The following is a 14,658-nucleotide window of genomic DNA, read 5'->3' on the forward strand; positions in this document are numbered from 1 at the left end:
TTTATCCCTTATTCACCACCCCCGAGACAGGAGGGCATGGCTGCCAATTTCATCACCCTACAATGTGATCTCAAACTAAGTAAAAGCGATAGTGCTACCGGCTTTTTTCTAATTTGGTTCTGCAAAACTAAAACTTCTGATCTGAATTCTAAAATATTTTCATTTAAAATTGTTAAAATTTACGATTCTTTCATAATTTGAGGCTGATTATTGCGAAGAATTCAAACATTTAACACAAAATGCAAAAATATTCAGATATTGATAATACCGACCTCCGCATCCTCTCGCTGTTGATAGAGAATGCTGCGTTACCGTACACGGAAATCGGTAAGCGGGTATTTGTCTCGGGCGGTACAGTGCACGTGCGCATGAAAAAGCTGGAACAGATGGGCATCGTCAAAGGCTCTCAGCTCGTCATCGATCCTACGAAACTCGGCTGGGACATTAGCGCATTCCTGGGGATCTACCTCGATAAGAGTTCGTTGTATGAGCAAGTTGCGACCGAGCTCGAAGGGATTCCGGAAGTTGTGAATATCCATTATACTACCGGAATTTATAGTATCTTTCTTAAAATCGTGTGCAGGGACACCGGCCACCTCCGCGAAATCCTTCATGACAAGATCCAAAAGGTAAATGGTATCCAGCGTACGGAAACCTTTATTTCCCTGGAAGAGCGGATCAATCGCTCGATTCCGTTGGCTGAGAGCTAGTTGCTGATTTCTCTTGAACTGTTTAAAAGAAATTTGTAGATTTGTGTTGTATATATAAAAAACTTATATATATTTGCTGTATAACAATTTCACTCATGGAGAATAACACAACGAGTAACGAGTATGTACGGGGTACATTGAAAACCATCGTGTTGAACCTGCTGGCGGAGCACGACCGGATGTACGGTTACGAAATCACCCAGGAAGTTAAAGATAGGACAGGCGGCGCGATCGCGCTGACATTCGGTGCGCTGTATCCCGTGCTCCATAAACTGGAACAGGAAGGGCTGCTGCTGACGGAGTCGGTGGAAGTGGACGGGCGTCTGAGAAAATACTATTCCCTGACCCACCGCGGCAATGAAACCGCGCGTACTAAAACCAATGACTTAGAGCGTTTTATAGAGGCAGTAAGATTGCTACTCGCCCCTAAAAACCTGGCAACCGAATAACAACACAGGTACATGGCTAATCTCTAAACAGATCGATCTATGAAACGCCTTCAGGAAAATCGCATTGACCAAATAAGCAAGTATTTGCAGGCAAACAAGCTAGACCCGGAACTGCTTCCGGAGATTCTCGATCACCTGGCTTGTGAAGCGGAGGAAAGTCTTTGGGATGGCAAGCCATTCGAGCAGATTTACCATGACATGGTGAAAACGGCTGATGCGCAAACCCTCCTGAATCTGAGTGTTGATCATCAAAATCTATTAGCCATGGAAAAATCTTTGAATGACATCGTCTTCGAGAACCGTAACAAGTCTTACGGCGCGTACGATCTGAGAAAAGGTTACGGACAGACCGTTCAGCGGTCGGTGGTGATGGGTGTGGCGTTCTTTTTAATGCTGGTGATGTTCCCGCAATTGTACGCGAAGCTGATACCGGATCCGAAGCCCGACGACATTGCGTACATTGTAGAGGCGAAGCCGGTGGACATTTTAATGGAAGAACCGCCGGCCCTGCCTCCTGCCAAAGAGGAATTGCCTCCGGTGCAGAAGACAGTGAAATCGCTCACGCCGGAAGTGCTGCCGGATGAAAAAGTAGAGATAGAGGAGTTGCCGCCGGTGGTAGATGACCTGAGCAATGCACAGCCATCGACAGAAACCGTGAACGGGGTGGCGGATCTGGATGTGATTGTTCCGCCGGTTGAAAATGCGGTGGCGCCGAAAGCAGAGGCTGCGGGGATCGAGATGAAGAAGGAAGAGACATTTACATTTGTGGAGCAGTCGCCACAATATGCAGGAGGAAATGAAGCGATGGCGGCTTTCCTGCGCAAAAACCTGAAATACCCGCGTCCTGCATCGCAGGCAGGCGTGCAGGGAAAGGTATTCGTACAATTTACAGTAGGTTCTGATGGAAAAATAGAGAATGCGGCCGCAATCAAGGGTATTGGGTTTGGTTGCGATGAAGAGGCGGTGAGAGTAGTGAAGATGATGAAAGAGTGGATGCCTGGCAAACAAGCGGGTGTTCCGGTGAGGGTTAGATTCACGCTGCCGATCGCATTTCAACTGGACTAGTCATCACCCAATTGCGTAGATGCCTCCCTGTTATTGAAGAAAATCCTCGCTTTGGCGAGGATTTTTTAGTTTTTTTGCACTTTCAAAACCTTTCCCATGGTCGGCAGGATGATGACGGTATTAATGAGTAACCATTTCAGTGTGAGTAATTAATGTATGCGATAGTTGATATTGAAACCACAGGCGGGGGAGGAACTTCACGCATTACAGAGATTGCCGTTTTCAGACATGATGGTGCCCGGATCGTCGACTTCTTTCATTCACTGATTAACCCGGAAATTTACATTCCGCCCTTCATCACCCGCCTTACGGGCATTGATAACGAAATGGTGAAAGACGCGCCGACTTTCTATGAGGTGCAGGATGCGGTAAGGGCCATGACCCGCGATGCGTGGTTTGTGGCACACAATGCGAAGTTTGATTATGGTTTTATCAAACGCGAGTTTGGTGCATTGGACGAATATTTCCAGCGCGACTTGCTATGCACTGTGCAGCTGAGCCGGAAAATCTTTCCGGGATTGAAATCGTACAGCCTGGGAAATCTTTGTGAAAGTCTGGAAATCATGATCGAGAACCGCCACCGGGCCCACGGCGATGCCGAAGCGACGGTGCGTTTGTTTGAAAAATTGCTGCTCCACGACCGTCAGAAGCTCATACCGATGGACCTGTATCAATAGCCGTAATGCTGTAAATCTTGCGTTGGAATGGTTTTTGAGGGTTAACTGGTATCACTAACCTAAATGATTCCTTCTCATGAAAGCTTACATCAATCTTCTGATAATCCTCCTCTTGTCCTTCACGCTTACCAGCTGCGAACTGATCGGCAACATTTTCAAAACCGGCGTCTGGACGGGCGTTATCCTGGTTGTAGGGATCATTGCGATCGTGATCTGGCTGCTAGCCAAGGCATTCGGCGGAGGCTCGCGGTGACGCTTTTGAAAAAGATGTGCTTTACAACATAAAAATCGCGCAGGTGCTTGCATCTGAAAATTCTCCGTTTCATCTTTGCACTCCTCAAACGAGGGCCGACTGCTCCAACGGGAACGCCGGAAATGCATTGAAACGGGGGATTAGCTCAGTTGGCTAGAGCGCTTGCATGGCATGCAAGAGGTCGTCGGTTCGAATCCGATATTCTCCACTTGATAATCAGCCACTTACAGATAAAATGTAAGTGGCTTTTTTATTTAGGTCGAACATAGGTCGAACATTTTTCTTTGTTTTTATTTGGCTTTCTTAGGTATCTGGTGATTCAGCCACATTACTTTTTAGCGGTTTTTTGCTGGTTTAGCGTTTAATCGAACAGCCGCTACTGTCGTTGTGTTTTCATCTACCTCATTTTTGGGGTTTGAGTATCGAGTGTCAAACATTTTTTTTGCATCATTATAGCTAGTCACTGCACCGAGGATATGCAGAAATTTGATATAATACCATGCAAAATCGATTTGGTATGGTTTAAAACCACTTCTTGCACTTTTAGGAAATAAGTGATGGTTATTGTGCCACTCACCGGCAACAACTCCTGGCCACAGTTGGTTAATAGATCGATCTGCATGGTAGAAATCGATTCCGGGGCGCTGCTTATCCTCCCCCTTGCCGTGCCCTTCGTAATTGAAAGTTCTGACACCTACGGCCCAAAAGCCTGCCGCTCCGAAGAGTGTACATGATAATGCATGCCCTCCAAGCAAGAAAAAGATTAAATACCAAAACGACCAGTTCAGGACCCAACTGACTAAGGCTCTTCTGGGATGTTGGTAGGATCCCCATCTCTTGTACTGCTGGAATGTATTCGGGACGAGACCGGTATGCTTCATTAGTGATTTTACGCGACTATATTGGATTTCATCCAGACTCAGTGAAATGGGCTGGTGATTAACATCCGCCAAAAAGCAGTACAAAAAACCGCCTTCCGCATTATAAGGATCTCCCGGGCGATCAGATTTGGCATGATGTACGTGGTGAGACACCACATATATTTCCTCAGGGATCATACTAATCGTCAAATTCTGTGTGAAAAACCGCCAGAAATGATTGCGAAATTTGTAAGCGCCATGCGTGCAATATCGGTGGTGCCAGATGGTACCGTGTGTTCCCATAACGAACATGCTGTATATGAACGCGGCGATCAGCAATGGAACGGTAAAAAATTTTAAGATAAAAAGTAGTAGAAATGGTACCATGCAGACCACCTTTCCCCAACTCAAAACCGTTAACCAATTTCTTTTGTCTCGAAAAACATTCAATCTCTGGAAAAACTCTGAAAATAATTGTTTAACACTGGGTTTGACAAGGTTTCCCTCGTCGTCTTGCCAGCCATAAGATGGTACGCGTAATACGACATCGATAAAACTCATAATAATAGGTTGAAATAGTGGAAATATTTGATGCGGTTGTTTGCGGCATTAGGCCGTTTCGCTAAACAGGCGGCATAATGCTCAGGCCTTTTCAAATCTCGAAGTCTGAACCTGACCGTTAAGTCAGGTGCGCACAAGTGAAGAATGCTAACGCATTATGATTCTGAAGCAAAGAAGTCTATGCAATTTACCGGCGGCACTGCGGGTGTCTTGGGAATAATTGATCAGTGATGATGAATGCCTACATCCGGCAGGAGCGGTTTGCCGGAGGTTTTTTCCCAATGAGGCGACCGAGCGGTAAAATCTTAGAGAGGCAATGCTGTAAAGGTAGCGTATTTGTGATAAGAGGCCATTGAAAAGCAGTTATTTAATTGATGTACTCTTAGCAATAACCATTTAAGTTCCCTATCTTCCTGAATGGAAAACATACATCTAGTAGGGTCGGTGGTCTCGATGTTAACGGACCCCAGGAAGCGTTTGACGGTCAAAAAGTATTTGAAGCGTATTTACTATTGTGAGGAAATCGGCGACGGTGACAAAAAGATGTTGGCTTTTTTTGAAAGGGAATTGATTCCAATTCCATTGAACTGATCGATTTAATAAAACGGTGCGCGGCGAGCCCAAATGCAATTTGCTAGGGCTCGCTTTTTGTTTACTGCCCTTCACAAGCTTGTGACCCAGCCTTATGGGATCTTAACTGTGGGTAGGTTTTTGCTTCAATTGGCCACCTACCAATCATCGCCTACAAATGAACAGAAACGGAGAAATTATTAATATTGAGGATGACGAGGAGGACAGAAATGTGCTGGAATATGTATTTGAAAAGCTGAGCTATCCCAACAGGAGGGCCTATTTCAAGGATGGAGCGTCAGCGTTAGCCTACATGAATGCGCCCTATGCAGAACCCTTCCTGATACTGTCTGACATTGATCACCCTTATATGGATGGTGCCGACCTTGACACTCAGCTTATTACTGACATTGAAATAAGGCGAACGGGCATCCCTTATCTTTATCTAACAAACAGGGCAAATCACGAGCTGATAATCGATGCATATGGTAAATTGGCGCTAGGCTTCTTCATTAAACCCAATTCGCCAAAGGAACTTGTTTCGACGCTGAAAGCCATTATGGATTATTGGCTGGCATGTGCTATTTCCTCTTGAACGTCGGGAGGCGGCGCAGTGGTGGCTCTTAGTAATCTATGGGTATCTCAACAGTAGATAACCAACGCGTGCGGAGGTATTGTTAAGCGGATCGCCTTCCCGTTTCTCACTTCAATATTTAATTCTGCCGGGCTCAGATCGGAGGCAAACAAGCACTTCATCGAGCCGTCAAGAGGGTGCATCACATCATCGACTGTGACGTATACAATAGCGTAATTTTCCTGGTCTAAATTCATAGCGCATAGTATTTCATTGTCATCCGAGATGCGCGACCACGCGATTACCTCCTTATCGCCGGTTTCGTCATCCGGGTAGCTAAAAATGGTTCCATTCCGGGAGGTCGACCGGAGAAAAAAGGCTCCGGATAGCAACGTAGGATATTTTCGAATCAAGCTTTCAAGACGCTCCATTTGAGAAGGCCGTAACTTTTCCAGACAGTCCTCACGGACACCTAAAAAGTCGGGACTCAGATGGATATCGAGCAGTTTTTGCCTCACAGAATTCAGGTTTAATAAAGCATTTCTGGAAGGTAGCCAAATTTGCGCAGAATAAAATATTATTCTAAATACTTCCAAAAATATTTTTATTGTCAAAATTTTATTTTACCTTTGATAAATATTTTAAAATAAAGTTATGAATAGAGGAACGGTTAAGTTTTTTAATGATACCAAAGGTTTTGGTTTCATTGCTCCAGAACATGGTGGAGCTGATGTTTTTGTACACACCACAGGTCTTAATGATGATATCCGTGAAAATGACAGTGTGTATTACGATGTAGAAGAAGGTAGAAAAGGCATGAACGCAGTTAATGTAACCATTATCTAGGCGGCACAAACATACAAAGCAATAGAAATCCTCCCGGTGCGGAGGATTTTTTGTTTTTTAGACCAAACAGATGAAATTCACTATCCCGCAATACCCGAGATCTTTATGGCGAACAATAGCGCAGCTATTAACAGATCTGCCAGCCGCTCTTTTGAGTAATGCGCTGCTTTGCCTGACGTCACTCCTGTCAATTTTACTATCCTTATTGCTTCGGTTTGTACTGCAATACTGGAAAATAGTGATCCGGAAAAATCTGATAAGTTCTTTCCCCACCAAGTCCGCAGAGGAGATCCGTGGGCTGACAAGCGCATATTACCGCCATATGAGCGACCTATTGCTCGAACCTTTTTTGTTTTACCTGGCTCCTGAAAGACTGAGAAAGCGCCTGGCTAAGTATAATAATCCGGAAGTTTTGGAATTACTCCACGCAGACCAGCGGCCAGTAATAGTCTTCGCTTCGCACTACGGGAACTGGGAATATCTGATTAATCTTCCGCAAGTAACGGACTATCCGGTCTACACAGCTTACTCGCCAATCAAAAATGGTCTGCTCGACAGAATGATGATCAGGTTGCGTTCTTTCCTGGGGGTCAAACTTATTCCCAAGAAGGGATTTTACCGGCAAGCGTTGTCGCTATTGCGCCAAACTGCTATCCCTAACTTACTGGTGGTCATTGCAGATCAGCGGCCTGCGCCTGGCAGCGACAAATTTCATATTTCATTCCTGGACCAGGAGACTGCCGTTCAAACGGGAGGAGAACGGATGGCGGCTTCATCGCAGGCGGCAGTCGTGTACGTTGAATCGCAAAAAAGGTCTCGTTTCAGCTACGAGTTCACATTTCGGCTGATGGAGCACCCTGACCGGTCAACGCCCCTGAGCATTACAAAGTCTTACTATCATTTTCTGGAGAATAGCATCAGCCGTGCCCCATCTTACTGGTTATGGTCACACAACCGGTGGAAAATTCCGGCGGCGGGTGCTATCCATTCATCTTAAATATTGATCATGGCCGTACATCTCATTCGAAAAAACACCGTTTTTCAACCTGATTCAAGCCGGGTCATTGCGCGATTTCTATACAATGGCGAGGATAGGAGTAAAGAACTGATTTCGACTATCCTGGCTCTTGATGCAGGCACCCAGGTACGGCAACTGAACAGCGTTCTGAGAAAATACGCGAAACGGCATCGGAATATCCTCAAGGTATTCGAACGACATTTTCGAAAGCTGGAAGTTCTGCTCAAAGCCATGCAAATAGACCCGCAGGATCTGGAAACGAACCAACGTCTGCTGATCGGTGCCTATTTCACGATGGAATACTCCATCGAAGCTGCGGCCTTTTTCAACCCGTCCATTGTGGCCGATCCCGATCAATCCGGCGTCGAACTAGGTGAAACGCGGGTGATCCTCAGCTTTCGGGCTACAGGGGAAGGACATATATCGTCTATTGTATTCCGTTCTGCGCTCATTGACCAAAACGATGATATTGTCATCGATACGCCTGGCCGGTTACTCGATTCTCCCGAGCATGTGCGCAACCACATCTATAAGAAAAAGTCGTTTCTATCAAAATTAGGCGAAATGCAGGATTTGGATAATCTTGCGTATCCGGCTTTGGAAAGAAAGTTGACCGAGACTTTTACGTACGAAGAACTCAAACGGTACGTGGAAGAAACCAGCGGGTTGTCGGAGATGGACATCGCGGGCGCGGTGTTTCTCCGCGAGGTAATGTGGCTGGCCTCTTCGCACTATGAAATGGATTTTTCCCTTGATACCGACATCTCAGAACGTGTGATCTTTCCCATTGCGGATACGGAAAAAAGAGGTATCGAAGACGCGCGGTTTGTCTGTTTCACCGATGACAAGCAAGAGCAGACCTACTTTGCTACCTACACGGCGTACGATGGCGTCAATATCCTACCCAAGCTCTTGACTACCCGCGACTTCTATCATTTCAAAGTACTGCCGCTGCACGGAGAGATTGCGCAAAACAAGGGAATGGCACTTTTTCCCCGCAAGATCAAGGGTAAATACGCCATGCTTTGCCGTATCGACGGCGTTAATAATTACATTGCCTATTCGGATAATATCAGCGTTTGGCGCAAGGCCACGTTGATCCAGACACCCAAATTTCCCTGGGAATTCGTTCAAATGGGAAATTGTGGCTCACCCATTGAAACCCGGGCGGGATGGCTGGTATTAACGCACGGAGTAGGCCCGATGCGGGAGTACGTGCTAGGTGCATCGCTGTTTGAATTGGAAAGTCCTGAAAATGAGATTGGGCGTCTGATTAACCCCCTACTAATTCCCAACGCAAGCGAGCGCGACGGTTATGTGCCGAATGTCGTGTATTCCTGCGGCGCATTCGTGCACAATCAGAGCCTGATTATCCCCTATGCGACTTCCGACTATGCCTCTACTTATGCAGTGGTCAATTTAGAAGAATTATTAGAAGACCTTATCGTCGACAAGAACTAACGCCGGAGAATTTCTTCGTAGACGCTCATGTAATTGTCCACCATCTTTTCTTTCGAAAACATCGCCTTCGCCCATTGGCGGCATTCCTGCCTGTCAAGCTGTGCAACCCTTTTTACAGCCTGAACGGCCTCACCGATTGTATGGACCAGGAACCCGGTTTTCCCGTCGACAATCAGCTCGCACATCGAGCCACGGTTAAAGGCGATCACCGGTGTACCGCAAAACATCGATTCAGCGACGCTTAAACCGAAAGGTTCGTCGAACTGAATCGGGTGAAGCAGAGCGAGCGCCTTTCCGAGTAACGTTTTCCGCTCGGATGGCCCGACGTTCCCAATATAAAAGACTGATCTTTCATCGACGCAGGGCTCGATCTTTTGCTCGAAATAGGCATCGTCCTGAATCAGCCCCGCTATTAGCAGGACTTTCCCTGACTCTCGGGCTATCTGAATCGCTTCCAGCGTTCCCTTCTCTGGATGGATACGTCCGAAAAACAGGAGATAGTCTTGCGGGTTTCTCTCGAAAGGAAAATCCTTGCCGTCGACACCGTTATAAACTGTTGCAATGTAGTCCAGTTCGTCGCTACGATCGGCATTGCTAATGGATGCGTAAAAACATGATCCGTTATACTTCCGGTAGACATCCCGGATTTTCGGGGATGAAAACCCATGGATCGTCGTCAGCATTGGGGTGGGGATAAGCTTTGAGTAGGTTAGTGGCAGAAAATCGAAATGATTGTGGATCAGGTCAAACCGCGAGGCGTTTTCCATTAGATGGCTGATATGCAAACATTCAGCTACCTTCGGGTCTACCTCCCTGTCTTCCGCATAGGGAGCGTGCGAGGTTCCTTCCAGTTTTGCCGTAGTCATCGAATCGGTTGTGGCAAAAAGCGTTACATCTACCCCCTTCTCGACGAGCCCCTCCGTCAGATAGGAGGCCACCTGCTCCCACGGCCCATATTGCCGGGGCGGCGTACGCCATGCGATCGATGATAGTATAGCCACTCTCATACCAGTTCGGCTTCCATTTTGGTGACTTCCTCAAATGCTTCGAGCACGCTTAAATGGGAGATCAGGTAGGCCAATGTGCTCTCGGCTCCCTGGTTTCGGTTGACGCCTGTGCTTTCCAACCCGTCGCAGCAGCCCTTTGTTTCAAAATCGTAAAGGCTTACCCGGAGGTCGTTTTCTCCCAAAAACCACATGAAACACGTGGATAATTTCTGGATGTAGGATTGATCCTTGGTAAGCCGGAAAGCCTGGTGGAACATCAATACCATGGCAAGGGCATCCAGCGGTTGCTGGGCAAACATCGATTGCTCGCGGTCTCTGCCGTACCAGTTCTCATTGCCCACCACCGACAAATAGCCATTTCGGAGCGTTACATCCGAAAGGAAGTCCATGCTTTCTATTGCTACTTCGAAGACGCGGGGATCGTGCAAAAACTCCGCAGCATGTAGGAGCGCCAAGGGCAAAAAGGCATTGTCGTAGGCCAGCAGCGATTCAAACCATTGCCAATCACTGCTACGGTGGATATCATATTCCGTGAGCAATCTATTGGCTAAGCTCTCCAATACCTTGATCATCCCTTCGTCTGTTGGATTGCTTTTCAAATAGTGGCATATCCCGACAATGGTGTTGGCAATACTTCGGATAGATCTGAGACTGATAAAATTCGGCACGGCGTCGAAGAATATCTCGCGGCCGGTCTGGTAGTAGGCGTCATTAGGCGCGTTACCGAGCAGATAGCCCAACGACCAGATCGTGCGACCAAAAGAGTCTTCTGACCCCACTTCATCCAGAAAGTTCCGGTTGAAGCTCAGAAAATTTCGGAACATGCCATCCTGGGTCTGCATGTAATTGATGTAGCTCAAATAGGTGGGCGACAACTTTAGGGCGAGCGGATGCTTGTTTCTTTTGTAAGTCATCAACACCATCAGCAAGGCCCTTGCATTATCATCCAGGCAATAGCCTTCTTTCAGGTTCGGGATCCCGTATTTGGCATGCTGGATAATGCCGGTGTCGTCAGTGAGGCGCTGCACATGATCGAGCAGGAACGGCGGGAGCGCAAGCGGGTCCAGAATCATCGGATTGCCCGATTCAATTTCAAGTCCGATTTTCGCTATTGACCCCGCCAATTCCAGATATTTTTCCCCGATTTTCGGCCAGGTGATTTCACGGCCATAATCAAATGCATTCTTCCGGAGCTGCTGCATCTGCTCGGGATGATCCAAGAGTTCAAGAAGTATCTGAGTAAGTGCCGACGAGTCGTGGAAATTGAACAGACGGCCCCTGCCATCGGCGAGCAGTTCTGCCGCATGCCAATAGGGCGTTGAGATCACCGCATTGCCGGCGCCGATCGCATAGGAAAGCGTCCCGCTGGTGATCTGGGCCTCGCTGGTATAAGGGGTAATATAGATATCGGATGCGGAGAGGTATTTGAAAAGCTCGGACTGACTTATAAACTCGTTCAGAAACACGACATGCTTTTCAATGCCCAGCTGTTTGACCAGGCCTGCAAGGAATACACGGTATTCTTCCCCGGCATGCCTGACTACATTGGGATGTGTTTTCCCCAGCACAATGTAGACAAGTTGCGGATACTGTTTGACTACCTCGGGTAAGGCCTTTAGGACTGTCTCGATTCCTTTATTACGCCCGATAAACCCGAAGGTCAATAGCACCTGTTTGGAGGAAAGCTTGAATTCTTTCTTGGCCGGAAGTTGGCCAAAGTGTATATCCGGAACACCATGTGCAATAAGGGCGATTTTGTCGATTGGCACCTTGTAGACCTCCGATAGCATATCGACCGCGGTCTGGCTCATCACTACGACCGACTGCGCAATTTTACATATCTCGGTCATCACAGCCTTCTGATTGTAGGAAGGTGTTTTCAGCACAGTATGTAGCGTGACGATCAGCGGAATTTTGAGCCGGTGCAACAACGGCAGAATGTAGATGCCGTCCTGACCGCCAAATATGCCGAATTCGTGTTCGAGGATGCATACATCGGCCCCGCTCAAGTTAATGACATTGGCTGCTTCCAGGTAATCGGTTTGCTCCTCCTGCCGGATAGCGAGCTTCACCTCTTTGGGGTAATCATAATGCAGGCCATTGTCGTCTATCGCGATCACAAAGCCTTGCGAGCCGCCGACCAGCGCTTCCTCTCCGACGGTAGAATGAAATAAGTTCTGGGTAAAAGTACCAATTCCGCACTCCCTTGGCGGGTAGGTTCCTATAAAGGCAATTTTCATTTCGGCCGTTTGTTGATTTGTTGTAAGGTAACCTAATTAAACGGCATTACCCGAGAATATTTCAGCTGCCACCAAATACTTCACAGAATCTCCATGAATCAATAAAACATGTTGAATATCAAGCAAAAGAGCCTACCTTACAACAAAACTAAAAACCATGTCAAAAGAAAAAAACCAGCAGAAAAGTGACAAGAAAAAGCCCGCTAAAAACCTGAAAGAAAAGCGCGCGGATAAGAAGGAGAAGCGGGATAGTAAGTCGAAGGGCGATTAGATGACGCGCGTTTCAGTCAAACATAGGATAGATTACGCCTACGATCACAAGGTCCTTTTGTCCCCACACAGATTCCGCCTTGCTCCGCAGCGCGATACCCAGGCGATCATCGAAGGACACAGTTTTGTTCTGCGGCCGGCTAATCGCTTATACTGGCAACACGATGTTTACGGCAATAAAATGGCACGGGCCGATTTCGATGAGAAAACAGATTTTATGTCGGTGGAGGTTACTCTGGAAATCGAGCTGACCAGTGTGAACCCCTTCGATGTGCTAGTCGACGATGAATCGCAGCACTTCCCATTTTTGTATCCTTCGATTGTAAAAAATGCATTGCTACCTTACTTACAAATTGTAGACAGAAGTTCCGTTCTCACTGCATTCGTTGGCTGCTTCGAAAAGTTCCATGGTGAAACTCTCTCTTTCCTGGTACAGCTCAATCAGCACATTTGTAATTATATCCGTTACGTGCGGAGATTAGAGCCAGGCGTGCAGTCATGCGAGATGACCCTGAGAACCCGTACTGGCTCTTGCCGCGATTCTGCATGGCTCATGGTTCAGGTGCTGCGACGAATAGGATTGGCAAGTAGATTTGCATCAGGCTATTTGATCCAATTAGGTACCGCATCAGGCGACTCCGTTGAATTGCATGCCTGGGCAGAAGTTTTCATACCAGGGGCCAGCTGGATTGGTTTGGACACGACCTCGGGCCTGTTTACCAGTGAAGGCCATATCCCGCTTGCGATTGGACCCGGTCCAGAGCAGGTCGCACTGGTGGAAGGACTAACCGAGCCCTGCTCAGCTACAATGACCTATCAATTTGAACTAACAAATCACTAGACAGCAACGCCGTTTATCCCAGTTGTCCGAACTTTATCGCTAATCTCTTATCGCGATTGTACCTGGGTTATCGTTGAGGTAACACAACAATAAATTGTCGCAAGCGAGTACAGACTTTTGATCTTAATCAAAATCCTGAACTTTCCGCATACGCACAAGGTAATATGGGAAACAAGACCTAGACGCCGGCATTGTTGTTGCAATAAATTCAATTTTTTTCAAAATTGCAGAAAGATAAAGGATACCATGGGGTCCGAAGTATCCGCGGCGCCTGTTCTGAAAAATAAACGTTTAGGCTATACAGACCTCATGAAAGTTTGAAGTATCGGAAAACAGAACTGGCAAAGAAGGAGAATAAGCAGGAATAAAAATGTCTCTTTACGGATACACCTTTTTGGCGGAGGTAGAAGATTTTGACATCGAGGACTACATTGAATACATGGACTGGCTCTCTGCCGCGGGACGACATATAAGAATCTGCATAAAAGAAGGCTCTATTTTCTTTTACCTACACGACGAGCTGAAAGACAGATTGTTTCAATTTTCTGCATTAGACCCCTCAAAGCTAAAAACAAAAGAAGCTTTTGAAGATGTAGTTAAAACCTACCTATTAACAAAACTTTGACAACTTGTCAGACGATGAATGTAGTTACTCTCAGCCCTTGAAGGGAATATAGCGTCCAAATCCGACACCTTATTTTATGTCCGTCTACTTTGTCCCATATCGTTTTTAGCTCGGGAGCTTACATAGCTTAAAATCTAAAAACATTCTTCATGTAGTCGGCTTGATGCAGAAGCAGTCCAATAGCGAACAATAGTTTCCAACAGCTCTTTTATCTCCTCAAAGTCGGCCGGTTTCACGAAAAAACCCTGCACCGAATCGCAGTAGGCTTCGACCACATGAGCATGGTTAAGCGATGTCGTCAAATACAGGTAAGGCACACATTTAAGTGCTATGTCCGCATTCTTCTTTAATTCAACTCTCAGCTCTAATCCTGTGAGCTTTGGCAGATTTACATCCGATAGTATCAAGAAAATGGAGCCATGGTGCGCATGCAAATAGTCTAGTGCTGCAAATCCGTCGGGGAAATAAATCCTTTTGTTGGGGAAATCAAGCTCTACGAAAGCCTCTTCGAGCACGAATTGATCGTCTAAATCATCCTCAATCACTATAATAATGCCTTTTTTGTTCATTTGATATGAGGATTAAAGCGGATGGTTTACAAATCTCGGTCCAGTCCAAGATCGTTGATTTC

The 14,658-nt window shown here is 46.6% G+C and carries 15 protein-coding genes and 1 tRNA gene; 11 read left to right on the plus strand and 5 right to left on the minus strand.

Going from position 1 to position 14,658, the window contains the following annotated elements:
• Positions 1-239 precede the first annotated feature (239 nt).
• From DFER_RS25660 to DFER_RS25680, 6 genes are all read left to right on the plus strand, one after another.
• The gene (locus tag DFER_RS25660) at positions 240-710 is read left to right on the plus strand and encodes an Lrp/AsnC ligand binding domain-containing protein (RefSeq protein ID WP_015814589.1); all 471 of its coding nucleotides are present in this window, start codon (positions 240-242) and stop codon (positions 708-710) included.
• 95 nt (positions 711-805) lie between these two features.
• The gene (locus tag DFER_RS25665; protein ID WP_015814590.1) at positions 806-1,159 is read left to right on the plus strand and encodes a PadR family transcriptional regulator; all 354 of its coding nucleotides are present in this window, start codon (positions 806-808) and stop codon (positions 1,157-1,159) included.
• A 39-nt stretch (positions 1,160-1,198) separates the two neighbouring features.
• Positions 1,199-2,224 (plus strand): energy transducer TonB, encoded by a 1,026-nt coding sequence (locus DFER_RS25670; RefSeq protein ID WP_050774720.1) that lies wholly within the window; start codon positions 1,199-1,201, stop codon positions 2,222-2,224.
• A gap of 152 nt (positions 2,225-2,376) precedes the next feature.
• Positions 2,377-2,901, plus strand: a complete 525-nt coding sequence (locus DFER_RS25675) for a 3'-5' exonuclease (RefSeq protein WP_015814592.1) — start codon at positions 2,377-2,379, stop codon at positions 2,899-2,901.
• Between the two features lie 76 nt (positions 2,902-2,977).
• The gene (locus DFER_RS30215; protein WP_015814593.1) at positions 2,978-3,154 is read left to right on the plus strand and encodes a hypothetical protein; all 177 of its coding nucleotides are present in this window, start codon (positions 2,978-2,980) and stop codon (positions 3,152-3,154) included.
• Between the two features lie 134 nt (positions 3,155-3,288).
• A tRNA-Ala gene (locus DFER_RS25680) sits at positions 3,289-3,362 on the plus strand.
• A gap of 127 nt (positions 3,363-3,489) precedes the next feature.
• On the opposite strand, the gene DFER_RS25685 is transcribed toward DFER_RS25680, so the two are convergent.
• Positions 3,490-4,575, minus strand: a complete 1,086-nt coding sequence (locus tag DFER_RS25685) for a fatty acid desaturase (RefSeq protein WP_015814594.1) — start codon at positions 4,573-4,575, stop codon at positions 3,490-3,492.
• 748 nt (positions 4,576-5,323) lie between these two features.
• Between DFER_RS25685 and DFER_RS25690 the strand changes: the two genes are divergently transcribed.
• Complete coding sequence (locus tag DFER_RS25690) at positions 5,324-5,740, plus strand: response regulator (RefSeq protein ID WP_015814596.1); 417 nt, start codon at positions 5,324-5,326, stop codon at positions 5,738-5,740.
• A gap of 47 nt (positions 5,741-5,787) precedes the next feature.
• Here the strand turns inward: DFER_RS25690 and DFER_RS25695 are convergent, their stop codons facing one another.
• On the minus strand, positions 5,788-6,237 hold the full coding sequence (locus tag DFER_RS25695) for a hypothetical protein (RefSeq protein WP_143828809.1): 450 nt from the start codon (positions 6,235-6,237) through the stop codon (positions 5,788-5,790).
• Positions 6,238-6,373: 136 nt separating this feature from the next.
• On the opposite strand from DFER_RS25695, the gene DFER_RS25700 reads away from it, so the two are divergent.
• From DFER_RS25700 to DFER_RS25710, 3 genes are all read left to right on the plus strand, one after another.
• A complete protein-coding gene (locus DFER_RS25700; protein ID WP_015814597.1) occupies positions 6,374-6,565 on the plus strand; it encodes a cold-shock protein in 192 nt (63 codons plus the stop codon).
• 70 nt (positions 6,566-6,635) lie between these two features.
• Positions 6,636-7,562 (plus strand): lysophospholipid acyltransferase family protein, encoded by a 927-nt coding sequence (locus DFER_RS25705; RefSeq protein ID WP_015814598.1) that lies wholly within the window; start codon positions 6,636-6,638, stop codon positions 7,560-7,562.
• Between the two features lie 9 nt (positions 7,563-7,571).
• Positions 7,572-9,044 (plus strand): glycoside hydrolase family 130 protein, encoded by a 1,473-nt coding sequence (locus DFER_RS25710; protein WP_015814599.1) that lies wholly within the window; start codon positions 7,572-7,574, stop codon positions 9,042-9,044.
• On the opposite strand, the gene DFER_RS25715 is transcribed toward DFER_RS25710, so the two are convergent.
• Together DFER_RS25715 and DFER_RS25720 are read right to left on the minus strand one after the other, a co-directional pair.
• Complete coding sequence (locus DFER_RS25715; protein WP_015814600.1) at positions 9,041-10,051, minus strand: glycosyltransferase family 4 protein; 1,011 nt, start codon at positions 10,049-10,051, stop codon at positions 9,041-9,043. The two genes, DFER_RS25710 and DFER_RS25715, sit on opposite strands and share 4 nt — an antisense overlap.
• A complete protein-coding gene (locus tag DFER_RS25720; RefSeq protein ID WP_015814601.1) occupies positions 10,048-12,291 on the minus strand; it encodes a glycosyltransferase family 4 protein in 2,244 nt (747 codons plus the stop codon). Before DFER_RS25720 ends, DFER_RS25715 begins: the two co-directional genes overlap by 4 nt.
• Positions 12,292-12,619: 328 nt before the next feature.
• Between DFER_RS25720 and DFER_RS25725 the strand changes: the two genes are divergently transcribed.
• Positions 12,620-13,402, plus strand: coding sequence for a transglutaminase family protein (locus tag DFER_RS25725; protein ID WP_229206114.1), 783 nt, complete (start codon positions 12,620-12,622; stop codon positions 13,400-13,402).
• 759 nt (positions 13,403-14,161) lie between these two features.
• Here DFER_RS25725 and DFER_RS25735 read toward each other — a convergent pair.
• Entirely contained in the window at positions 14,162-14,596 is a 435-nt protein-coding gene (locus tag DFER_RS25735; protein WP_015814605.1) for a response regulator, read from the minus strand.
• Positions 14,597-14,658 lie beyond the last annotated feature (62 nt).

Origin of the sequence: Dyadobacter fermentans DSM 18053, from assembly GCF_000023125.1 — a bacterium.
GTDB lineage: Bacteria > Bacteroidota > Bacteroidia > Cytophagales > Spirosomataceae > Dyadobacter > Dyadobacter fermentans.

Excerpts from the sequence above, each read along its gene's own strand:
- DFER_RS30215 (WP_015814593.1), top strand. The coding sequence starts at position 2,978 with ATGAAAGCTTACATCAATCTTCTGATAATCCTCCTCTTGTCCTTCACG.
- DFER_RS25685 (WP_015814594.1), bottom strand. The coding sequence starts at position 4,575 with ATGAGTTTTATCGATGTCGTATTACGCGTACCATCTTATGGCTGGCAA.
- DFER_RS25670 (WP_050774720.1), top strand. The coding sequence starts at position 1,199 with ATGAAACGCCTTCAGGAAAATCGCATTGACCAAATAAGCAAGTATTTG.
- DFER_RS25720 (WP_015814601.1), bottom strand. The coding sequence starts at position 12,291 with ATGAAAATTGCCTTTATAGGAACCTACCCGCCAAGGGAGTGCGGAATT.
- DFER_RS25690 (WP_015814596.1), top strand. The coding sequence starts at position 5,324 with ATGAACAGAAACGGAGAAATTATTAATATTGAGGATGACGAGGAGGAC.
- DFER_RS25665 (WP_015814590.1), top strand. The coding sequence starts at position 806 with ATGGAGAATAACACAACGAGTAACGAGTATGTACGGGGTACATTGAAA.
- DFER_RS25715 (WP_015814600.1), bottom strand. The coding sequence starts at position 10,051 with ATGAGAGTGGCTATACTATCATCGATCGCATGGCGTACGCCGCCCCGG.
- DFER_RS25660 (WP_015814589.1), top strand. The coding sequence starts at position 240 with ATGCAAAAATATTCAGATATTGATAATACCGACCTCCGCATCCTCTCG.
- DFER_RS25700 (WP_015814597.1), top strand. The coding sequence starts at position 6,374 with ATGAATAGAGGAACGGTTAAGTTTTTTAATGATACCAAAGGTTTTGGT.
- DFER_RS25735 (WP_015814605.1), bottom strand. The coding sequence starts at position 14,596 with ATGAACAAAAAAGGCATTATTATAGTGATTGAGGATGATTTAGACGAT.
- DFER_RS25675 (WP_015814592.1), top strand. The coding sequence starts at position 2,377 with ATGTATGCGATAGTTGATATTGAAACCACAGGCGGGGGAGGAACTTCA.
- DFER_RS25705 (WP_015814598.1), top strand. The coding sequence starts at position 6,636 with ATGAAATTCACTATCCCGCAATACCCGAGATCTTTATGGCGAACAATA.
- DFER_RS25710 (WP_015814599.1), top strand. The coding sequence starts at position 7,572 with ATGGCCGTACATCTCATTCGAAAAAACACCGTTTTTCAACCTGATTCA.